Annotated in this window: 20 protein-coding genes; 12 read left to right on the forward strand and 8 right to left on the reverse strand. The window is 59.0% G+C overall.

Annotated features, from left to right (window positions below; genetic code table 11):
- Positions 1 to 52 precede the first annotated feature (52 nt).
- The 10 genes from DXY29_RS08600 to DXY29_RS08645 all read left to right on the forward strand — a co-directional run bounded on the left by DXY29_RS08600 (position 53) and on the right by DXY29_RS08645 (position 11050).
- A complete protein-coding gene (locus DXY29_RS08600) occupies positions 53 to 1186 on the forward strand; it encodes an RpoD/SigA family RNA polymerase sigma factor (RefSeq protein ID WP_115024622.1) in 1134 nt (377 codons plus the stop codon).
- Positions 1179 to 1649 carry a Dps family protein gene (locus DXY29_RS08605; RefSeq protein WP_115024623.1) on the forward strand — a complete coding sequence of 157 codons (471 nt, stop codon included), beginning with the start codon at positions 1179 to 1181 and terminating at the stop codon, positions 1647 to 1649. Before DXY29_RS08600 ends, DXY29_RS08605 begins: the two co-directional genes overlap by 8 nt.
- 69 nt (positions 1650 to 1718) lie before the next feature.
- On the forward strand, positions 1719 to 3368 hold the full coding sequence (locus tag DXY29_RS08610) for a CTP synthase (RefSeq protein WP_115024624.1): 1650 nt from the start codon (positions 1719 to 1721) through the stop codon (positions 3366 to 3368).
- A gap of 9 nt (positions 3369 to 3377) precedes the next feature.
- Positions 3378 to 3995 (forward strand): 7-carboxy-7-deazaguanine synthase QueE, encoded by a 618-nt coding sequence (locus tag DXY29_RS08615; RefSeq protein WP_115024625.1) that lies wholly within the window; start codon positions 3378 to 3380, stop codon positions 3993 to 3995.
- 209 nt (positions 3996 to 4204) lie between these two features.
- Positions 4205 to 5827, forward strand: coding sequence for a S8 family serine peptidase (locus DXY29_RS08620; RefSeq protein WP_170952175.1), 1623 nt, complete (start codon positions 4205 to 4207; stop codon positions 5825 to 5827).
- A gap of 3 nt (positions 5828 to 5830) precedes the next feature.
- Positions 5831 to 6685, forward strand: a complete 855-nt coding sequence (locus DXY29_RS08625) for an NAD(P)-dependent oxidoreductase (RefSeq protein ID WP_115024627.1) — start codon at positions 5831 to 5833, stop codon at positions 6683 to 6685.
- On the forward strand, positions 6682 to 7362 hold the full coding sequence (queC, locus tag DXY29_RS08630; RefSeq protein WP_115024628.1) for a 7-cyano-7-deazaguanine synthase QueC: 681 nt from the start codon (positions 6682 to 6684) through the stop codon (positions 7360 to 7362). Before DXY29_RS08625 ends, queC begins: the two co-directional genes overlap by 4 nt.
- A complete protein-coding gene (locus DXY29_RS08635) occupies positions 7359 to 8657 on the forward strand; it encodes an anthranilate synthase component I family protein (RefSeq protein WP_115024629.1) in 1299 nt (432 codons plus the stop codon). Before queC ends, DXY29_RS08635 begins: the two co-directional genes overlap by 4 nt.
- A complete protein-coding gene (locus tag DXY29_RS08640) occupies positions 8654 to 9466 on the forward strand; it encodes an aminotransferase class IV (protein WP_115024630.1) in 813 nt (270 codons plus the stop codon). The genes DXY29_RS08635 and DXY29_RS08640 overlap by 4 nt, the downstream gene beginning before the upstream one ends.
- A 27-nt stretch (positions 9467 to 9493) precedes the next feature.
- Entirely contained in the window at positions 9494 to 11050 is a 1557-nt protein-coding gene (locus tag DXY29_RS08645; protein WP_115024631.1) for an APC family permease, read from the forward strand.
- On the opposite strand, the gene DXY29_RS08650 is transcribed toward DXY29_RS08645, so the two are convergent.
- On the reverse strand, positions 11047 to 11838 hold the full coding sequence (locus tag DXY29_RS08650) for an HAD-IIB family hydrolase (RefSeq protein WP_115024632.1): 792 nt from the start codon (positions 11836 to 11838) through the stop codon (positions 11047 to 11049). The two genes, DXY29_RS08645 and DXY29_RS08650, sit on opposite strands and share 4 nt — an antisense overlap.
- The gene (locus DXY29_RS08655; RefSeq protein WP_115024633.1) at positions 11835 to 13574 is read right to left on the reverse strand and encodes an alpha-amylase family glycosyl hydrolase; all 1740 of its coding nucleotides are present in this window, start codon (positions 13572 to 13574) and stop codon (positions 11835 to 11837) included. Before DXY29_RS08655 ends, DXY29_RS08650 begins: the two co-directional genes overlap by 4 nt.
- A 69-nt stretch (positions 13575 to 13643) precedes the next feature.
- Between DXY29_RS08655 and DXY29_RS08660 the strand changes: the two genes are divergently transcribed.
- Entirely contained in the window at positions 13644 to 14894 is a 1251-nt protein-coding gene (locus DXY29_RS08660) for a glycosyl transferase (protein ID WP_115025013.1), read from the forward strand.
- A gap of 17 nt (positions 14895 to 14911) precedes the next feature.
- On the opposite strand, the gene DXY29_RS08665 is transcribed toward DXY29_RS08660, so the two are convergent.
- Complete coding sequence (locus tag DXY29_RS08665) at positions 14912 to 15043, reverse strand: hypothetical protein (protein ID WP_371411078.1); 132 nt, start codon at positions 15041 to 15043, stop codon at positions 14912 to 14914.
- A 325-nt stretch (positions 15044 to 15368) separates the two neighbouring features.
- On the opposite strand from DXY29_RS08665, the gene DXY29_RS08670 reads away from it, so the two are divergent.
- On the forward strand, positions 15369 to 15614 hold the full coding sequence (locus DXY29_RS08670; protein WP_170951223.1) for a DUF1830 domain-containing protein: 246 nt from the start codon (positions 15369 to 15371) through the stop codon (positions 15612 to 15614).
- Positions 15615 to 15645: 31 nt separating this feature from the next.
- On the opposite strand, the gene urtE is transcribed toward DXY29_RS08670, so the two are convergent.
- The 5 genes from urtE to urtA all read right to left on the reverse strand — a co-directional run bounded on the left by urtE (position 15646) and on the right by urtA (position 20783).
- On the reverse strand, positions 15646 to 16356 hold the full coding sequence (urtE, locus tag DXY29_RS08675; protein WP_115024636.1) for an urea ABC transporter ATP-binding subunit UrtE: 711 nt from the start codon (positions 16354 to 16356) through the stop codon (positions 15646 to 15648).
- On the reverse strand, positions 16353 to 17108 hold the full coding sequence (gene urtD / locus DXY29_RS08680) for an urea ABC transporter ATP-binding protein UrtD (protein WP_115024637.1): 756 nt from the start codon (positions 17106 to 17108) through the stop codon (positions 16353 to 16355). Before urtD ends, urtE begins: the two co-directional genes overlap by 4 nt.
- Positions 17105 to 18232, reverse strand: coding sequence for an urea ABC transporter permease subunit UrtC (gene urtC, locus DXY29_RS08685; protein WP_115024638.1), 1128 nt, complete (start codon positions 18230 to 18232; stop codon positions 17105 to 17107). Before urtC ends, urtD begins: the two co-directional genes overlap by 4 nt.
- A gap of 4 nt (positions 18233 to 18236) precedes the next feature.
- Positions 18237 to 19391 carry a branched-chain amino acid ABC transporter permease gene (locus tag DXY29_RS08690; protein WP_115024639.1) on the reverse strand — a complete coding sequence of 385 codons (1155 nt, stop codon included), beginning with the start codon at positions 19389 to 19391 and terminating at the stop codon, positions 18237 to 18239.
- 93 nt (positions 19392 to 19484) lie between these two features.
- The gene (gene urtA / locus DXY29_RS08695; RefSeq protein ID WP_115024640.1) at positions 19485 to 20783 is read right to left on the reverse strand and encodes an urea ABC transporter substrate-binding protein; all 1299 of its coding nucleotides are present in this window, start codon (positions 20781 to 20783) and stop codon (positions 19485 to 19487) included.
- Positions 20784 to 20871: the final 88 nt, after the last annotated feature.

Genomic DNA, 20871 nt, shown 5'->3' on the forward strand with positions numbered 1-20871 from the left:
ACCGCGGTCAACGGCGAGGAACCCTGAAGTTGGACTTCACCAAGGCCAGCTTTTGCCCAGTAAGCCCCGACGGACAGGGGGAACCCGTGAGCGCCGCAGCAGCGGCACGACGGATCTGCTGCGGCTTTATCTCCAGGACATTGGCCGCGTCGACCTTCTCACCAACGAAGAGGAGGTGATGCTGGCGCGTCTGGTGCAACGCCGCGAAGCCCTACTGCACCAGCAAAGGGATCTGGCCGAAAGCCATGCGGCCATCGGGGAACTGCATCGTCTCGAAGAACTGCAACGCCGCGAAGCGAACCAGCACAGCCACTGGCCGACCAAGCAGGAATGGGCCCGGGCGGCCGGACTGCCCTTGCCCGAGTTGCAGCAGCGAATCGACATGGGCTACCAGGTCTGGGCTGAGCAGGCACAACTGGAGGCCAAAGACCTGAGAGTTGCCCTCCGCAACGGTCGGCGGGCCAAAGACCACATGATTCAGGCCAACCTGCGGCTTGTGGTGGCGGTGGCCAAGAAATATCAGCAGCGGGGCATGGAACTCCTGGACCTTGTGCAGGAAGGGACACTCGGGCTGGAACGGGCGGTGGAAAAGTTCGATCCCACCCGTGGCTTTCGCTTCAGCACTTACGCCTACTGGTGGATCCGTCAGGGGATCACCAGGGCCATCGCCACCCAGAGCCGCACCATTCGTTTGCCCGTCCACGTCACCGAAAAACTGAACCGGATCAAGCGGGTTCAGCAAGAAATTGCGAGCAACGAAGGACGCATCGCCTCCATCGCGGATCTGTCGAGAGAGCTCGGCATCAGTGAGGACACCGTGCGCCAGACCCTGGCCCGGGTGCCCCGCTCGGTCTCTCTGGACACCCGCGTCGGCCGCGAACAGGACACCCAGCTCGGGGATCTAATCGAAGACGGTCATGCCACCCCTGAGCAGACCCTCACCCATGACGAACTCCACAACGATCTGGAACATCTCTTGGATGAACTCACCAGTCGGGAAGCCGCTGTGCTGCGCCGCCGCTTTGGGCTGGAGGACGACACGCCCCAAACGCTGGCCCAGATCGGAGAAGAACTGAAACTATCCCGGGAGCGCGTTCGTCAGATCGAAACCCGCGCCTTGCTCAAACTGCGACAACCCCAACGACGCAGCAAAGTCCGCGATTACATCCAGGGCCTGGATTCGTAAACCCAAAGCCCATCTGTCCCCACCACTCCAGGGACATGGAGATGGACTCGGCCGGCTTTTGGCGGATACCTATTTGCTGTACGGAAAAACCCATGGCTTTCACTTGAATGTCACTGGGCCGATGTTCAACACGGTGCACCTGATGTTCATGGAGCAATACACCGAGCTTTGGACAGCGCTGGATGAGATTGCCGAACGGATCCGAGCCCTTGGCCTGATGGCCCCCCATGGCGGCAGCACCCTTGCGGCCTTGTCATCCATCACTGAAGCCGAGCAAAATCCAGCTGCCTTGGACGTGGTGCGAGAGCTGGTGGCGGGCCATGAAGCGGTGGCACGAACAGCGCGCAGTGTTTTCGCTCTAGCTGACGCGGCAGACGACCAACCCAGTGCAGACCTTTTGACCCAACGCCTCCAGGTGCATGAAAAAACCGCCTGGATGCTGCGGAGTTTGCTCGACAGTTAGAGCATTCATCGCCTGGCCTCTGGAGCACACGACCAACGCCAGGTAATTTGAAGAATCGCCTGGCAGATCATGGCCAAATTCGTCTTCATCACTGGTGGTGTGGTCTCCAGCATTGGCAAAGGGATTGTGGCGGCGAGCCTCGGCCGGCTGCTGAAGTCACGGGGCTACGACGTTTCGATCCTCAAGCTGGATCCCTACCTCAATGTGGATCCGGGAACGATGAGTCCTTTCCAGCATGGGGAGGTGTTCGTCACCGAAGACGGCGCAGAAACAGATCTCGATCTCGGCCATTACGAGCGCTTCACCGACACGGCGATGTCACGGCTGAACAGCGTGACCACAGGCTCGATCTACCAATCGGTGATCAACAAAGAACGCCGGGGCGACTACAACGGCGGCACCGTTCAGGTCATTCCCCATATCACCGGCGAAATCCGCGAGCGCATCCACCGGGTTGCGTCCAACAGCAACGCCGATGTGGTGATCACTGAGATCGGCGGCACCGTCGGTGACATCGAATCGTTGCCCTTTCTCGAAGCCATTCGCGAGTTCCGAGGAGACGTGGGTCGCAACGATCTGGCCTACATCCACGTCACCTTGCTGCCCTTCATCGGCACCTCCGGCGAACTCAAAACCAAGCCGACCCAGCACTCGGTCAAAGAACTGCGCTCCATCGGCATCCAACCGGATGTGCTCGTTTGCCGCAGTGATCGCGACATCAGTGACGATCTCAAGCGGAAGATCGGCGGTTTCTGCGGCGTACCAAACCGCGCCGTCATTCCCTCCCTGGATGCCGACAGCATCTATGCCGTTCCGCTGACCCTCGAGCAGGAGGGGCTGTGCCGGGAAGTGCTGGACGTGCTGAACCTCGCAGACCATGACAGCGATATGGCGGCATGGGAACAGCTGGTGCACAACCTTCGCAATCCCGGCCCATCGGTGAAGGTGGCCTTGGTGGGCAAGTACGTCCAGCTGAACGACGCCTATCTCTCCGTTGTCGAGGCACTGCAGCATGCCTGCATTGCCCAGGATGCCTCCCTCGACCTGCACTGGGTCTGCGCGGAACAGATTGAATCCGACGGTGCCGATGCACTCCTACGCGGCATGGATGCCGTGGTGGTGCCCGGTGGCTTCGGCAACCGTGGCGTTGACGGAAAAATTGCCGCCATCCGCTGGGCCCGGGAACAACGCGTGCCCTTCCTGGGGCTATGCCTCGGCATGCAAACCGCAGTGATCGAATGGGCACGCAACCAGGCCGGTCTCACGGAAGCCACCAGTGCCGAATTGGATGCTGGCACCCCGCATCCCGTGATTCATCTCCTGCCGGAACAGCAGGACGTGGTTGACCTCGGCGGCACGATGCGGCTTGGGGTGTATCCCTGCCGAATTGCTCCGGGCACCCTGGCCCAGAGGCTTTACGGAGAGGAGGTGGTCTACGAACGTCACCGCCACCGCTACGAATTCAACAATTCCTATCGCAATCTGTTTCTGGAATCCGGATACGTGGTGAGCGGCACCTCACCGGATGGACGCTTGGTCGAACTAATCGAACTAAAAGGGCATCCCTTCTTCACGGCCTGCCAGTACCACCCGGAATTCCTCTCCCGCCCAGGAAAACCACATCCGTTGTTCCGGGGGTTGATCGAAGCGGCACAACAACGACTACCCGACTCGCCCGCCCAGGCCCTGCGTCAGCAAGGAGACATTGCCATCCCATGAGCCCGATCCATGGCTGATGCCTCGCCCCTCCCTGTGGTGGAGACGTTTCATTCCCTTCAAGGGGAGGGCCACCATGCCGGACGCAGCGCTTTCTTCATTCGATTAGCCGGCTGCACCGTGGGCTGTCCCTGGTGCGATACCAAGCACTCGTGGCCCACCCAGGGGCACCCTGAGCATCCAATCGATGACTTGGCTGAGGCAGCCAAAATGGCCGCCGACAAGGGGGCCAGCTTCGTTGTAATCACTGGTGGGGAACCGTTGCATCACGATCTCCATCCACTCACCCAGGCGCTCGATGCCCGATGTGGCCTCCCCCTGCACTTGGAAACCAGTGGGGTGGATCCGCTGAGCGGACGCTTCGACTGGATCACGCTCTCCCCCAAGCGACACCAGCCCCCCCTGCAGGGAGTGCTGGACAGCATGCAAGAGCTCAAGGTGGTGATCCATGCGCCTGCAGATCTGCACTTCGCTGATGGAATGGCGCAAGCAGGCCAAGGGGAGGCGCTTCACTACCTTCAACCTGGCTGGGACAGCCCCGAGGGTCAGCAACTCGCGATTGAGCACGTTCGTCAGAACCCAACCTGGCGCCTGAGCCTGCAAACCCACAAATGGCTGGGGGTTCGTTGATCAACTCCAAAATGATCAGCGAACTCTCAACAAATCCAAGATCTTCATACCCACTCCTCACACAACTTGATCCAGAATGAACTTATAGGTTGAATTGATCTCCTCCCTTCTCTATCTCGGATTATTCGGTCTATCCCGTAACCATGTCCATGATCCTCCGCCGCAGACGATCGTCCCGCAGACGCCGGCGAGATGATTTTGGCTCGACCATGGAAAGTTCAGGCCAACTGGACGTTGGTGGACGCAGCCAAGGAAGACTGGAACGGCGTGGAGATCGCGATTGGTTCTCCATCGATCTGGACACTGGAAGCAGCTACAGCGTTGACCTGAGGGGGCAATCGCTGCTGGATCCACACCTGCGACTGCGCGATAGCCGCGGGGAAATTTTGGCGGAGATCGACGACACCCCCACCAGCCTCGACCCGAGCGTCCAATTCAAGGTCTTGCAAGGTGGACGCTTTTACCTCGATGTGGGCAGTTTCCAGGGACTTTATAGGGGGAGTTACAGCCTCTCCGCCCAACTCTTAAGGCCTGCAGAACCCAGGCCACAAGTCAAACCTCGGCGAACATTCAGCCGCTTGGATGGCTACGGCCAGGTGAATGCCAAAGGTGCCTTTGAGGCTCTGCTTAATCGCCCCCTGATAGATCAAGCTCCCCTCGGAGGCGAGCTCTGGAACCTCGACATGATTGGCGCACCAGAGGTCTGGGCGGCCAGAACAGACGGAACCAGCACGACAGGCAAGGGCGTGACCATCGCCGTGGTCGACACCGGCATCGACTACAACCATCGCGAGTTTAAGGGGCGCATTGGGGCGGGCTACGACTTCGTTGATGGCGATTCCATCGCCGAAGACGCCAACGGCCATGGAACCCATGTCGCCGGCACAATCGCAGCGGCCAAGGACGGTCGTGGCATCACCGGAGTCGCGCACGACGCGACGATCATGCCCATTCGCGTCCTCGATCAGGACGGTGCGGGTTATCTCTCCGATGTCATTCGAGGCATTCGCTGGGCCACGAACAATGGCGCCGATGTCATCAACCTCTCCCTCGGCGGAGCGGGCTACAGCCAAACCATGGCAGATGCCATCCGCCATGCCTCCCGCCGCGGCACGGTAGTGGTGATGGCTGCTGGCAATTCGGAAGGAGCCTCACCTGAATATCCAGCCGCCCATTCCATCGAGCACGGAATCGCGGTGGGTGCTGTCCATCGTGATGGGCGCCTCGCCAATTTTTCCAATCGCGCTGGATCACAACCTCTTGATTACGTCACGGCTCCCGGCGTCGGAATCGCATCCACGCTGCCCGGTAATCGCTACGGCCGCTTCAGCGGCACCTCCATGGCAGCACCCCATGTAGCTGGCATTGCAGGGTTGCTGAAAAGCCACAACAGCAAGCTGAGCAGCGATGCCGTTGAAGATTTGATCACTGGTACGACGCAAGGGAGCTCCACCACCGATGGAAACCAAGCCGGCAATCAGCGCACGGGGCCGAGATCACTCGGGTCACGGGTGATCACATTGGACAACATCGACAGCTTCAGTACTGAAGCTTTGACAGACCCTCTGATTGGAAGCCTGAGCGGCAACAGCAAACGTCGGCAAGCAACGACGCGAACCATGAACCGCAGAATTCGACGCGATCAGGGTAACTATGCAGCCATCGACAACTTCACCAGCCTCGACAAACGAGATCATCTGTTCGCCAGCGTTGACTTCAACAACGCGCCAGTCTCCGATCAACGCGATCTTCTTCGAGACTTACTCGCCAACAACCACTTCGACTACTTCGAGCTCGATCAAGTGGTCCAGCTTGATGCCGTCCTCGCGTAATCCATGCGCAGCGTTGCTCTGCTAGGCACCGGTCTGCTCGGCGAAGCCATCGGCCGACGCCTCCTACAACAAGGCGTTTCTCTGTTCGTCTGGAACCGCTCCCAGGAACGCTCCAACGCTTTGATCGACGCAGGCGCTCAAGCCCTGAGCAGCCCCTGTGAGGCCCCACACAGTTGCAACAGCGTGATCACTGTGCTGCGCGACGGGCCGGTCACAGCCGCAGTCTTAAAAGACATCGGACACCTCGATGGCTCCACCTTGATCACGATGGGAACTGTGGGGATCACAGAAAGTCAGTCGCTGGCCAGACAAGCCGCTCAGCAAGGGGGGCACTATCTCGAGGCCCCGGTACTCGGCAGCAAACCACAAGCGCTCAACGGATCACTGCTGGTGATGGCCGGCGGCGAAGCCCAAGTCTTCGAAGAACAACAACCGCTTCTCTCTCATCTATCCCAAGAGCCCCTCCTCGTGGGCCCCGTTGGCAGCGGCGCTGCCACCAAGCTGGCCCTCAATCAATTGATCGCCAGCCTTACCCATAGCTTTTCCCTTTCCCTTCAACTGATCCAACGGGCCGGTGTCCCTGTGGAGACGTTCATGAATATCTTGCGAACGTCAGCGCTGTACGCCCCCACCTTCGACAAAAAGCTGCAACGGATGCTTGATCACAATTACGCCGATCCCAACTTCAGCACCGCCTTGCTGCGCAAAGACCTACGCCTGTTCCTGGAGGAAGCCACAACCGCTGGCCTCCAAGAGCATGGGCTCACCGGTTTGCTCAGCCTGCTTGAGCAAGCCAAGGGCACCGACCTGGACGACCAGGACTACTGCGCACTGCACGAGCTCACCGTCTTGCCATGAGTCAACGCACCGCGATTGCTCTGCTCTCAGGAGGGCTGGATTCCGCCACAGCTGCAGCTCTTGCACTTGAAGCCGGCGATCGTGTCATCGGCCTTTCCTTCGACTATGGCCAGAGGCATCGCCGCGAATTGAACGCCGCCACTGCCGTCGCACAGCACCTTGGATTGGCGGAACACCACTGCATCGCTGTGAATCTGGCCAGCTGGGGGGGCTCGGCGCTCACCGATGCAACGATCAGCATTCCGACCGAAGGTGTGGAGGAGGGAATCATCCCCACCACCTATGTGCCCGGCCGCAATACGGTTTTCATTGCAGTCGGACTCAGCCTGGCCGAAGCCCGGGGCGCCGAACGGCTGGTGCTTGGCGTGAATGCTGTCGATTACTCCGGCTATCCCGACTGTCGCCCCGACTATCTCGACACGTTCCAGGAGCTGGCGGCTCTGTCAAGCAAATCAGGGCGAGAAGGTCGTGGCACGAAGCTGTGGGCCCCCTTGGTGCACTGGAGCAAAACGCGCATCGTGGAAGAGGCACTACGCCTGGGCGTGCCGATCGAAACCACATGGAGCTGCTACGGCGGAGGCAGCTCTCCCTGCGGCGTGTGCGACAGCTGCCGCATCCGTGATGCGGCACTGCGGGAGGCAGGACGGCCGGACCTCTGCAGCCAAGCGATTGAATGATCAGCCCAAAGCGGTGTGAACTGCCCTGGCAGGAGCCCCAAGCCATGGCCCGAATCCTCAGGGCCAAGCATGGAGAACAAGGCCTGGTATGGCTGGATGGCGACGGAAGTGAGCTGGGCAGATGGGCAACCCTGGCCGTCGCCCCCCAGGAGATCATCTGCTGCCGGGGCCTCCCCGGAGAACCAGGAGCGACCAATCCCTTCAACGCTCTGCGTGGACTAGCCCCAGGACATTGGTGCGGCTGGCTGAGCTACGAAGCCGCCGCTTGGGTGGAACCAGGAAACCCCTGGGCCAGCGATGGCATGGCCACGCTTTGGATCGCCCGCCACGATCCGGTGCTGCGATTTGATCTCCAACAGCGCAAGGTGTGGATCGAAGCCACCAGCACGGCTGCTCTGGAGAGCCTGGCCCAAGAATTGGTCCCTAGCGCTCAGCAACCCAGGGCCGAGACCGTATCGATTCCGCTCGCAGCATGGCGTCACCACACCACAACAGAGCAGTACGCCGCAGGCGTGCAACGCATCCGTGATCTGATCGCAGCCGGCGATCTCTTCCAGGCCAATCTCACGGCGTGTTGCAGCACAGCCTGGCCCCAGGAAAGCAGTGCCATTGAACTGTTTCTCACCCTGCGGAACGCCTGTCCTGCCCCTTTTGCAGGACTGATCATCAGTGATCAAAACGAAGCGTTGTTGTCCTCTTCACCGGAGCGATTTCTGCAGGTGAGTGCCCAGGGAGCCGTGCAAACCCGGCCGATCAAAGGCACCAGGCCGCGCCATTCCGAACCCGAACAGGATGCGAACCTCGCCGCAGAACTTGTCTGCAGCGACAAAGATCGCGCGGAGAACGTGATGATCGTCGACTTGTTGCGGAACGACCTCGGTCGTACCTGCCAGCCGGGTTCAATCCAGGTTCCCCAACTGGTAGGCCTCGAAAGTTATGCCTCAGTGCATCACCTCACTTCGGTTGTGGAGGGTCAACTGAAAGCCGGGTTGAGTTGGGTCGATCTCTTGGAAACCTGTTGGCCTGGGGGGTCGATTAGTGGGGCACCCAAACTTCGGGCATGCCAACGTCTGCATGAGCTCGAGCCCACCAGTCGCGGTCCTTACTGCGGATCTCTCCTCCGAATCGACTGGGATGGCAGCTTCGACAGCAACATCCTGATCCGATCTCTCCTCCGACAGGGCGACACCCTCCGAGCCCATGCTGGCTGCGGAATTGTGGCCGACTCGGATCCCCTCGGCGAAGCGGAGGAGTTGATGTGGAAACTGCAGCCGCTGCTGGAGGCACTGACATGACCTCATCCATTGCCTGGATCGATGGCCAATGGGGAACTGCAGCAAGCCTGAAGCTTCCCCTCGACGACAGGGCCCTGCTCCTGGCCGATGGCCTCTTCGAAACCGTGCTGGTCCGCAACGGCCAGCCACAACTTCTGCAGGAGCACCTGCAGCGATGGAGCGACAGTGCTGCGCGGCTGGGCATGGATGCACCTCCCGAGCGCGACACGCTGGAGCCTCTGATTGAAGACGCGATTCAACGCAGCAAGCTGAACGCAGCCGATGGAGCCCTGCGGCTCAACTGGAGCCGTGGCAGCACACCCCAGCGCGGAATCGGGCTTCCAGCCTCAGGACACCACCGCTTTTGGCTCACGCTCCAGCCCTGCACGCCGACGTTTTCACCCGTCAACACCATCACCAGTCGCCATGAGCGCCGCAATACCTCCAGCCGGCTGAGCCATTGCAAAACATTCGCCTACGGACAAGCCATTCAGGCCCGTAGGGAAGCGCAGGAGCAAGGGGCTGACGATGCCCTGCTTTTGAACACTGCTGGGGCCATGTGCTGTGGAACGGCAGCCAACCTGTTGATCCGGCGTCGCGGACAGTGGCTCACACCAGCACTCAGCAGCGGCTGTCTTCCGGGCGTGATGAGGGGCCGCGCTCTGAGCCAGGGCGTTGCAATGGAAACCGAGCTGGAGGCCGAGTTCGAGGCAGATGATCAGGCCGTTCTGATCAACAGCCTCAGCTGTCGACCGATCGCATCCCACAACGGCAAAACCTTGGCTGCAATGACTGGTGCATTGGAGGTATGGCAATCCCTGCTCCATTGATCAGGATGAGGCAAACGGCTTGGCGCCATGGCACTGCAACGTGACCTCAGCCTCACCAACCTGATCTTGGCGGTGGTGACTGGCACCATCGGTTCCGGTTGGCTGTTCGCGCCTTACTTCACCGCCAAACTCGCGGGGGGAGGAAGCCTGCTGGCGTGGAGTGTCGGCGGATTGATGGCCTTCCTGCTGGCACTCGTTTTTGCAGAGCTGGGATCGGTTGTCCCCAGTTCCGGGGCACTGGCGCAGATTCCGTTGCTGAGCCACGGCCGCCTGTCTGGATTCATAGGAGGCTGGGCCGTCTGGCTGTCGTACGTCGCACTTCCAGCGGTTGAACTGCTGGCTCTGCTCGAATACCTCTCATCGAGCCTGCCTTGGCTAACCGTCCAGCACAACGGTGGCGAAGAACTCAGCCTTGCTGGCCATGCCGTGGCAGTGCTGCTGCTGATCCTGCTCTGCTGGATCAATCTCAACGGCATCCGTAGCCTTGCGCGGTGGATCGACAACCTCACCTGGTGGAAGCTGATTGTTCCAGTGGGCGTCGCGATCACTCTGATGCTGATTAGCGGTCACTGGGGCAACCTGCGACTTCCTGTAGGTGGAACACAGGGCGCCGATGTTGTTCAGGCCGTTGGCAGTGGTGGAGTGCTGTTCAGCCTGCTGGGCTTTCGCACCGCCATGGATCTGGCCGGGGAAGCGCGCAGGCCCAGTCGCGATGTGCCCCTCGCCATGGGGCTCGGCTTGGGAATTTGTCTGGCGATTTATCTGTTGCTGCAGCTCAGCTTTCTGGTCAGCGTTCCTCCTGACCAGCTGACTAACGGCTGGCACAGCCTCAGCCTGAGCGCCCATGGAGGCCCCATCGTTGCTCTCGCCATGGGGCTCGGTCTCAGTTGGATGGTCACCCTGCTGCTGATTGATGCTGTCGTGTCTCCGGGAGCGACAGCCCTCACATATGTCGGTGTCTCAGCCCGAATCAGCTGGATGATGGGGGAATGCGGCCTCGTCCCTAAAGCTCTAGGGCAGCTGAATCGCCAAGGGGTTCCCCACGTTGCACTGATCCTGAGCACCCTGGTTAGCGCCCTAATGCTGGCGGTAGGCCCTGGGTGGCAGAGCATCGTGAGCTTTCTCACCTCCACGTTGATCATCGCTCTAGCCACTGGCCCGATCAGCTTGATGGCGTTACGGCGACAGCTCCCGAATGCCCCCCGCGGCTACCAACTCCCCATGGCGTCATGGTTGTGCCCCCTGAGTTTTGTGATGGTCACCTGGGCCATCAGCTGGTGTGGACGAAGCGCCCTTGAAGGAGCTGTGCTCTGCATCGGCATTCCAACGCTGCTGTTCGTCGTCCATCGCCGTTGGACGGGCATCGACATGGACGTTCGTTCGGCTCTCTGGTGGCCGCTGTACTTAGGACTTCTGGTGGTGAACACCGAGCTCTTTGGCGACGGAGGTCTGCTGCAACTACCGCAGGCGGGGCAACTGCTGGTACTGGCGGGCATAGCACTTGGCGTAATGCCCTTAGCGGTCTTCTCCGCCCTGACCGAAGCATCTCCCCACGCCCAGCTGGAAGGCACCTCCACGACCTAGATCCTGAGAATCCGGCGCACAGCCTCATCCCAACCGGTGGCATGGGGGGCGCCGGCCAACTCAAATCGTCCAGCAGCGATGCCGGAACACAACTCCGGGTGAGGGCCATCGGGCCCTGGAACAACAACAGCGACATCGGCCACCTCGAGCAGCGGCAGATCGTTGGGGGAATCTCCCAAAGCCAAGACCTTCACCTGCTGAGCACCCAAATGTCGCTTCAGGGTTGCCAAGGCCTTGCCTTTGCTGATGTCAGGGCCCAACAGATGCCCCATGCGATTGCCCTGCACCACCGTGAGATCCATCCGCTGCGCTAAGGCTTCAAGTCGGCGCCGCCCCTCCGCCGAGGGCGGAACGAACGGCACACTGCAGCAACGCCGCTGGGCCTGGCGCAAGGACTCGCCGCCGAGCCCCAACAACTGCTGACCTTCTTCCTCGCTGAGTTCATCCAAGGGACGTAGCGGCTCACCCAACTCACGCTGGAGATGCTGCAACTGGGGTTTCAGCTCCGTCCAACCAGGGCCCAGCGGCAACTCCCAGGCATCCCCCTCAGGGGTTTCACCGTGCACGGCTCCGCCGTTTTCAACGATGTATGGATCATGAAGCCCCGCTTCTGCGCGAAAGCCACGCACCTCCTCCGCCGTTTTACTGGTGCACGGAATCACAGGAATCCTGCGCTCTTGCAGCTGGCGGATCAGATCCTTTGCGGGAGACCAGTCGTAGGTGTGATCCAGCAACGTGCCGTCGAGATCGGTCACCACCCACCACGTCAACTCGACCTTCGCGGTCATGGCTGAACCAACCAATGCACCGCATAAGGCTCTAGCGAATGCAACTGATGTGGTGCGAACACATGACCGCTCAGGCAATCGGCCCATGGCTGGTTCACATCACCCCCCAAGCGACCGAGGCGCAAGCTCAGCCGCGATGCCGTCATGTTGTGAACAGCCACCAACGTTTCCCCCCCATAGGAACGCTGCAGGATGACGCGATCAAGGCGATCAGCGCTCAGCACCTGCATAGGGGCATCAGGATGCAAGGCCAGATGAACAGCCCTTTCGGCAAGCGCCCGCTTCAGCACCGGAAGCAGCGCCGATGCATCGGCATCAGGATCCGCCAGGCGTCGCTCCAAGGCCTGGGCCGTGAATTGGGGCCGATTGAGATCCCGTCGATGACCCGTCCGACGAAAACGAGTTAGATCATTGGGAGCCGCCAAAAGAGCCGGCAGATAGAACGCGGGAACCCCTGGCAAGGCCAGGATCATGAGTTGGGTGAGCAGAAACCGCTCCCGTTGGAGATAGGTGGGATCAATCCCCCCATCCGCCATGGCACTCCACCAACTGATGTTGATCTCGTAGGGAACTTCTTCCCCAGAACTGAGCATCCTGTGGCTGACCAATCCACCCCGTTGCTCACAGCCGATCAACAGTTGAAGCAAACGTTTCTGGGACATCAGTCCCTCCAGCGGCCTTAAGCCGATGCCGTCATGACAGGCGGTGAAGTTGAGCAACCCCGTCTGCTGCGGAAGGTCGGGCCATCGACTTAACCAGGCATTCAGGAGATCGGCACGGCCACTGACGCTGGCCTCCAGCAGCAAGGGTGGCAGTGGAAAGTTGTAGGCCAGATGCGCTTCATCACCACTTCTCAGGTACGAGAGGTTTTCCTGCTCCGGCACGTTGGTCTCGGTGACCACAACGCCATCCGATCCCACCTGGTCGAGGAGCAGGCGAAGCACCTGGACCAGTTGATGCGCCTCAGGCAGATGAATGCATGAGGTGTTGGGCTGCTTCCAGACAAAACCCACTGCATCCAGACGGATCCAACGCACCCCATGCCGGGCCATGCGCTGCATCAGACGGGCAAAGCCCAGCAGCACCTCCGCACTGCGCCAGTTGAGATCCACCTGATCCGGGCCAAAGGTGGTCCAAACCTGACGCGCACCTTTTGGCCCCCTCAACTGCGTGAACAGATTGGAGCTGCGGGGACGAACGACATCTGACCAACACGGGTCGGGCGCAGCCTCCAGCACACAAGAGCGACCGGGATCTTCATCCCGCATGAACTGCTGCACCCAAGGATGAGACGCCGACACATGGTTGAGAACGAGATCGGCCATGAGCCTTCTCCCCTGGGCCAGGGCGGCCAGGTCGCTCCAATCGCCGAAACGCTTCTCAAGGGACGTGTGACTGGCCACCGCAAACCCTCCATCACTGGTGGATTGCAGGAACGGCAACACATGAATCACTGCTGCAAAGGGGTGCAGATGGCGATTCACAAAGGACTTCAAGGCTTGAAGACCAGGCACACCGTCATCAACAACCGTGTCGGCATAGGTGATCAAGACCACATCGCGGCCATCCCAACGCTCAACACGTCGCGCCGCATCTGTCTCGATATCGCCATCTGCAGACGATTCGCTCAAGATCTGCAGCAATTGCGACGACAACTCCTTGCCATCCCCGGAAGAATCGTTCGGGTACAAATTGCCAAGCAGGTTCCGCAGCGTCTCTTCGCGCGGGGGCTGCATTGCCTTCCTCCTCAACACCGTTCAGGTATGGGGCAGGACTCTGACCTCTGTTGTTGCATCGAACACCACATGGATTTTCAGCAGGGCCTGATCAGCACCGTTCACGACTACAGCTTGGGCAATCTTGATGCAGTTGCCTTTAACCAGGAGCTGAGTCAGCGACCAACCACGCTGCTGATCCCCTGCCTGATGGAGGAATTCAGCCGCCCGGCCCTCGGCCTGATCCGAGACACGCTCTCTGGATTAAAAGGCCTCAACGAGCTGGTGGTGGCACTGGCGGCCAACAGCCCCGAAGACGTCCAATCGGCAGAAAAGTTTTTTGAAGGGATGCCGTTCCCCGTACGGGTGCACTGGACCAACGGCCCCGCGGTTCGGGAGCTGCTCGAATCCGTCGGCGAGCTGGGGCTCGATGTAACCGGGCCACCAGGCAAAGGATGGGCCGTGTGGCAGGGGCTGGGGGTGGCTTGCCAAAACGCTGAGGTCGTTGGTCTGTTCGATGCCGACATCAGAACCTTTGGATCGGCGTATCCGGAGCGCATGCTTCGCCCTCTACTGGATCGATCCCACGGCATTGCCTACGTCAAAGCCTTTTACAGCCGCCTGTCCCTTGAGACCCAGGCGCTTCAAGGCCGCGCCACACGCTTGTTTGTCGGCCCGTTGCTCGCGAGCCTGGAACAGATTTTCGGGCCTCTCCCTTACCTGGCCTATCTGCAGTCGTTCCGTTATCCCCTCGCTGGTGAATTCGCCTTTACGAGCGATTTGGCCATGAATCTGCGCATCCCATCGGACTGGGGGCTGGAGGTTGGCCTGCTTTCGGAGGTGTACCGCCATGTGGCCTCCAGCCGAATTGCCCAAGTTGATCTCGGGCTGTTCGACCACAAGCACAAGGAGTTGGGCCATCAACCGACGGAAGGCCTGCAACGCATGGCTGGCGAAATCTTCGGCACCGTATTGCGTGGACTGATGGAACACGAAGGCTGCGTGATGTCGATGGACCAACTTCCAACGTTGGAGGTGCTCTATCGGCGGGTTGGAGAAGATCGGGTCCGTCAGTTCGGCCTCGACTCAGCCATCAACCGACTGCCCTACGACCGTCATGGCGAAGAACTCGCTGTTCAGAACTTCGCAAGCCTCTTGCGGCCTGGCCTCGCAAAACTGATGCGGGCACCCATTGCGCATCAACTGCCCAGCTGGTCACGACTTCGCAGTTGCAATTCAGCTCTACAGGCTGATCTGGCTGAAGCTGGACAAGCTGATCGAAGATCTCTGAAACGACCTAACCACAACCCACAACGCTTGGCCTCTGAGCTGGCTGCCTAAAGCCAAGCGATACAACTTCAGCCCAACTGCTCACGCTGCCGCGTCACCCAGGCCGTAGCAGCCCGTTGCGAGTGCCAGGCCTGAAGCAATTGCTTAGCCAGTACCTGCAATTGCTGTGCATCAAGCGTTGAATCAATGGCTCGATTCATCCGCTCAACATCGAACTGCTGAGTAACACTCAAGCTGACTTGCTCCTCCATTTTTCAATCCCTCATATCGACGGAACAATCATGCGCAGGAGCAAGCAAAAGAATTGTTTCATTTGAAACGGAAGGCCATCTTTGTGTCGATCCAAACGTTGAACAAAATTCTGCAATTCAAAAGGCTTGGGCAGAACGGTGATGGTGGTTACAAAAATGACTCGATCTGTATCAACGCATCTGTACCAAATCTAAAGCCGTGCTGATTCGGTGATCAATCAAACACTTTACTTGCGCTAAGAACACGAGATTGGCATGATTCAATATGCTCACAATGATTGAGTGCGTTTATCAAAACGACACCAGCCGAATGGTGATCGTGAAATGCATTGGCAAAGACCACTTCTATCGAGAGAAGGTGGTGATGCCAACGGAGGTTTTCTGGTTCGAAGCACCTCAGGATGCGCGCTTGGAAATTTGGAAAATGTCGATGACGGGGCAGATGCTGCATGTGCGAGCCGATGTCAGTGACTACGCCACAGATGAAGAGCCTGCCAGGGAATCCCTCTGGGCCAGCTGAACTGACCCGGATGAATTCGAGGAAAAGTGAGCTAAACGCTTAGGAACTGGTCGACAACCGCTTGGCTGAGTTCAGTCGTTGAACCACTGGCGACAATTCCGCCGCGTTGCATGGCGTAGTAGCGATCGGCCTGACGCACGAAATGGAGATGTTGCTCCACCAACAACACACCAATCCCGGTATCAGCAATAATCCGCCGAACAGCAGCTTCAATATCTTGAACAATATTGGGCTGAATGCCTTCAGTGGGCTCATCCAATAGCAGAAGTTTTGGCTTTCCTAGCAACGCTCGGGCAATGGCCAATTGTTGTTGCTGACCACCACTCAGATCCCCTCCCTTGCGCGGCAGAAACTCCTGCAGAATCGGAAACAGCTCATAGACAAATGGATCAATGTGGCGATGGCGCACCAAGCCACCCGGCAAAGCCTCCATCCCCAGAAGCAAGTTCTCTTCGACCGTGAGTTGCGGAATGATCTCGCGACCTTGAGGCACATAGCCAATCCCCGCCCGTGCTCGCTGATGGGGAGCCTGACGATCCAGTTCAGCGCCGTCGAAGGCCATCGTTCCGGAGCGAGGGCGCAACAAGCCGATCAGCGATTTCAGCAACGTGGTTTTTCCCACGCCATTGCGGCCGATCAAACACACCATCTCCCCCGACTTCACGCTGAGATCAACATCCCGAAGAATGTGACTTTCACCGTAAAAGGTGTTGAGGCCTTGGATCTCCAACAAATTCGTCATGGGTTCTCCTCCTCAGTGGTGCCGAGATAAACCTCAATCACCCGGGGATCTGCTTGCACCTGATCCATCGTGCCCTCACAGAGAACATGACCCTGGTGAAGCACCGTCACCGGACTTTCAAGCCGTCGAATGAATTCCATGTCGTGCTCAATCACCAACACGGTGTGATCCCCTGCCAACGACTTAAGTAGATCCGCCGTTAGGTCGGTCTCCTCATCCGTGAGCCCAGCCACCGGCTCATCCACCAGCAAGAGCTCGGGATCCTGCCCCACCAACATGGCGATCTCAAGCCACTGCTTCTGGCCATGGGACAACGACCCTGCAGCCCAATCGGCACGGTTTTGCAGGTTGACGATGCTCATCAAGTGATGAACACGGTCTCGCTGATCCCCATTGAGGCCGCCCACCAGCAATGACCAGGGCTGCTTCGGCTGGCTCACTGCCAGGGCCAAGTTCTCCTGGACGCTGAGCTTCTCGAAAACGCGGGGGCTCTGAAATTTGCGGCCGATGCCCAGGCGAGCAATGCGATGCTCCGCTCGCCCCACGAGGGAACGACCTTGAAACATCACATCGCCTTCCGTGGGAGCCGTTTTGCCCGTAATCACATCCAGGAACGTGGTTTTTCCGGCCCCGTTGGGGCCAATCACGGCCCGCAGCTCACCAGGCTGCAGGCTGAGGTTGAGATCTCGCAGCGCCAAAAACCCATCAAAACTGACAGTGATTTGGCGCAATTCCAATAAAGCCGTACTCATGACTGAACCTCCTCCTGACCTTCAAGATCGAGACGTGGATAGGTCTCACTCCGACGGGAGATACCGAATCGGTTGAGCCAATTGCGAGGACCATCTCCTCGGAACCAACCAATGACGCCTTCAGGCAAGGCCGTCACCACGAGGATGAACAACCCCCCTTGGATGAACAGCCAACTTTGGGGGAGAGCTTCGCTCACCAAACTCTTGGCGTAGTTGATGGCCACAGCGCCAAGGATGGCTCCCACGAGCGTGCCTCGACCACCGACCGCAACCCAGATCACCATCTCAATCGAGAAGGGAACAGTCATGTATTGCGGCGAAACGATGCCCGACTGAACGGTGTACAACGCGCCTCCGATTCCAGCCAAACCACCAGCGATGGCAAAGACGATCGTCTTGAACAGGGTTGGGTTGTAACCCGCAAAGCGCAGCCGAGGTTCGTCATCGCGAATGGCAATCAACACATCACCGAACCGACCCCGCACCACCCAACGCAAAAACAACCACGCCAGGATCACAACAATTGCGGTCAGCCAGAAAAAACTGCGCTGCATCTCTGCCGAACCCACCACCTGACCGAACAACTCCGTGACATCGGTCTTGAGACCATTGGTGCCGTTGATCAGCTTTTGCTGCCCATTGAAAAAATTGAAAAACACCAGGAGAGCGGCCTGGGTGAGGATCGAAAAGTAGACCCCTTTGATGCGGTTACGAAAGACGAGATTGCCCAGCACCGCTGCCAAAACAGCCGGAACCAACCAAATCCCCACCAAGGTGACGAGGGGTGAGTGGAACGGTTGCCAGAACGCGGGCAAACGATCAACCCCATAGAGACTGAAAAATTCAGGGATGCCATTGGGCAGGTCCGCTGAACTGTTCAGCTGCAAGTACATGGCTGCCACGTAACCGCCAAGCGCGAAAAAGATGCCCTGGCCCAGGCTGAGCAGACCGGTAAAGCCCCAGATCAAGTCAATACCCAGAGCAACGATCGCCAGGGAGAGGAAGCGACCCAACAAATTCAGCCGAAACACCGGCAGAACAGCAGGCGCAGCAACGATGGCCGCAACGATCACCACCCAAAGGATGATCAAGGGCCAACGGCGTTGTTGAAATGCTTGGAACATCAGATCAAGCCTCCACCATGCGGCCTTTTTGCGGGAAGAGACCCGCAGGACGGAACTGCAAAAACACCACGATCAGGGCAAACACCATCACTTGAGCCATGCTCGTTGTGGCAAAGAAATTGACGGCACCGGCCAGGGGAGCCGGCATGTCGGGCCAAATCGTGAGCAAACGTCCAGCACCGATCAGATCGGTCAGAACGCCAATGGCGAACGAGGCCAGCACGGTTCCCAGCAAATTGCCGACACCGCCCAGCACCACCACCATGAAACAGCCCACGATGTAAGACCCGCCCACGTTGGGGCCCACCGAACCAAGCAGGGAAACAGCAACCCCAGCCACACCGGCTAAACCCGAGCCAATGCCAAACGTGAGCACATCAACGGTCTCCGTCGGGATGCCAAGGCAGTCACTCATCGAGCGGTTCTGAGTGACGGCACGAATGCGCATGCCCCACACACTTTTGTTGAGGAACCAAGTCACCCCAACCACCGCAACGATCGTCAGGACGATGATCACGAGACGGGGCACTGGGAAGGTGATATCCATGTATTCGATCCCACCGCGCATCCATTTGGGCGCCGTCACATCCACGTTTCGGGAGGTGGCTCGGGCGATGCGGCTGATTTGTGAGGCCAAGCCACCAGCCAACAACACACCCGCCAGAGCTGAAACAGCCCAGCTCCCAGCCCGCACCAAGCGGGCTCGCGGCCCCGCCAAGAGAGACGACGGAAGCAACAGAGGCAGACCAAAACCCAGCACCAAAGCCAGAATCAGGCCGGCAGCGTGAGCCAGAGGGACACTCCGCACAAACTGCTGAAGAATCAGACTGACACCCCAGGTCGCCAAGAGTGTTTCCAACGGATTGCCGTAAAGACGGCGAATCACGGTGCGCTCTAACAAAATGCCAACAACACCGCTGACGATGAACGCCAGGGGAATAGCAACGAGAACGTAGGCGTTGTAAACGGGCTGCAAGGCAGGCAGCTTGAAGACAAGCTGCACCACATACGTGGTGTAGGCCCCGAGCATGATCAACTCGCCATGGGCGAGGTTGATGACACCCATCAAGCCAAAGACAATGGCCAGTCCAAGGGCAGCCATCAGCAGAACTGAGCCGATGGCGACGCCGTTGAACAGGGTTTCAAACAGCAGTTGCACGGACGTGTGAAACGAAGCGTTCAGTGAAACGACAAAAGGAGGGACCCGTTAACGGGCCCCTCCCTGAAGAGAAATCAGGCTGTGATCCGTGGATCAGAGCTTGTACTTCTCGCCTTTCGCAGCGTCGGTCCAGTCGCAAGCGAAGCCTTTGGAGCTGGGCTCGAACTGGTTCCAGGCCTGAGGAGCCACAGGACCATCGGTGGATTCGAGGATCTCGAACTGGCCGTCAGCCGTGATCTGGCCGATGCGGACGGTCTGAGACAGGTGATGGTTAGGCATCACCGTCACAGGACCCTGAGGTGCATCAAATTCGATGCCAATCAGAGCTTCACGCACCTTGTCGTCGTCGAAGCTGTTGGCTTTCTCGACAGCCTTCTTCCAGAGATAGACCATGTTGTAAGCCGACTCCTGAGGGTCAGCCACCTGACGGTCTTCGCCGTACTTGGCCTTGAAGTCAGCAGCGAACTTCTTGGATGCCGGGGTATCGATCGACATCATGTAGTTCCAAGCGCCGTAGTGGCCCTCGAGGAACTCAGAACCAATGGTGCTGATTTCCTCTTCCGCGATGGAATAGCTCATCACGTAGTAGCCGTTCTCAGGGGTGATCCCGGCGTCTTGGATCTGCTTGAAGAAGGCAACGTTCTGGTCGCCATTCAGGGTGTTGATGATCACACCGCCGTCAGGCAGAGCTGTTTTGATCTTGGCGATGATCGGAGCAACTTCGGTGTTACCCAGGGGCAGGTAGTCCTCACCGACCACTTCACCACCCAGAGACTTGAGCTGCTCTTTGGTGATGGTGTTGGAGGTACGAGGGAAGACGTAGTCCGAACCCACCAGGAAGAAGGGCTTGCCAGCGGCAGGCGACTTCTCATACATGAACGCGGTGGCAGGCTCTGACTGCTGGTTCGGAGTCGCACCGGTGTAGAAGATGTTGTTGGAACACTCCTGACCCTCGTACTGAATCGGGTAGTAGAGGAAAGCGTCCTTCGACTCGTACACAGGCAGCATCGCCTTGCGGCTAGCAGAGGTCCAGCCGCCGAAGACCACGGGCACCTGATCCTGATCGATCAGTTTCTTGGATTTCTCAGCAAAGGTGGGCCAATCGGAAGCACCGTCCTCGACGATGTACTCGATCTTGTACTTCTTGCCATCGACTTCAACGCCACCAGCGGCGTTGATCTCATCGATCGCCATCTTTTCAGTGTCCACCAGGGTGGACTCCGAGATGGCCATGGTGCCGGTCAGCGAATGCAGGATGCCAACGGTGACGGTGTCGTCAAAGTCGGTCGCGGGTGCAGAAGCTTTGTCGTCACCACCACAGGCAGTCACGGCAAGACCCAGCGATGCCGCGGCCATGCCAGCGAACAGGCGCTTAGAGAGAGAAGAGCTCATGGTGTTCCACAACACAGGAATGTGCCTGACGGCAGCTGACGGAAGGTACGAATCAGCACGCCTTTGCTTTGGTATCAAGAAGAACTAA

It is taken from the genome of Synechococcus sp. UW69, assembly GCF_900474185.1.
Taxonomy (GTDB): domain Bacteria; phylum Cyanobacteriota; class Cyanobacteriia; order PCC-6307; family Cyanobiaceae; genus Parasynechococcus.

Excerpts from the sequence above, each read along its gene's own strand:
- DXY29_RS08610 (WP_115024624.1), top strand. The coding sequence starts at position 1,719 with ATGGCCAAATTCGTCTTCATCACTGGTGGTGTGGTCTCCAGCATTGGC.
- DXY29_RS08615 (WP_115024625.1), top strand. The coding sequence starts at position 3,378 with ATGGCTGATGCCTCGCCCCTCCCTGTGGTGGAGACGTTTCATTCCCTT.
- DXY29_RS08620 (WP_170952175.1), top strand. The coding sequence starts at position 4,205 with ATGGAAAGTTCAGGCCAACTGGACGTTGGTGGACGCAGCCAAGGAAGA.
- DXY29_RS08625 (WP_115024627.1), top strand. The coding sequence starts at position 5,831 with ATGCGCAGCGTTGCTCTGCTAGGCACCGGTCTGCTCGGCGAAGCCATC.
- queC (WP_115024628.1), top strand. The coding sequence starts at position 6,682 with ATGAGTCAACGCACCGCGATTGCTCTGCTCTCAGGAGGGCTGGATTCC.
- DXY29_RS08635 (WP_115024629.1), top strand. The coding sequence starts at position 7,359 with ATGATCAGCCCAAAGCGGTGTGAACTGCCCTGGCAGGAGCCCCAAGCC.
- DXY29_RS08640 (WP_115024630.1), top strand. The coding sequence starts at position 8,654 with ATGACCTCATCCATTGCCTGGATCGATGGCCAATGGGGAACTGCAGCA.
- DXY29_RS08645 (WP_115024631.1), top strand. The coding sequence starts at position 9,494 with ATGGCACTGCAACGTGACCTCAGCCTCACCAACCTGATCTTGGCGGTG.
- DXY29_RS08650 (WP_115024632.1), bottom strand. The coding sequence starts at position 11,838 with ATGACCGCGAAGGTCGAGTTGACGTGGTGGGTGGTGACCGATCTCGAC.
- DXY29_RS08655 (WP_115024633.1), bottom strand. The coding sequence starts at position 13,574 with ATGCAGCCCCCGCGCGAAGAGACGCTGCGGAACCTGCTTGGCAATTTG.
- DXY29_RS08660 (WP_115025013.1), top strand. The coding sequence starts at position 13,644 with ATGGATTTTCAGCAGGGCCTGATCAGCACCGTTCACGACTACAGCTTG.
- DXY29_RS08665 (WP_371411078.1), bottom strand. The coding sequence starts at position 15,043 with ATGAATCGAGCCATTGATTCAACGCTTGATGCACAGCAATTGCAGGTA.
- DXY29_RS08670 (WP_170951223.1), top strand. The coding sequence starts at position 15,369 with ATGATTGAGTGCGTTTATCAAAACGACACCAGCCGAATGGTGATCGTG.
- urtE (WP_115024636.1), bottom strand. The coding sequence starts at position 16,356 with ATGACGAATTTGTTGGAGATCCAAGGCCTCAACACCTTTTACGGTGAA.
- urtD (WP_115024637.1), bottom strand. The coding sequence starts at position 17,108 with ATGAGTACGGCTTTATTGGAATTGCGCCAAATCACTGTCAGTTTTGAT.
- urtC (WP_115024638.1), bottom strand. The coding sequence starts at position 18,232 with ATGTTCCAAGCATTTCAACAACGCCGTTGGCCCTTGATCATCCTTTGG.
- urtA (WP_115024640.1), bottom strand. The coding sequence starts at position 20,783 with ATGAGCTCTTCTCTCTCTAAGCGCCTGTTCGCTGGCATGGCCGCGGCA.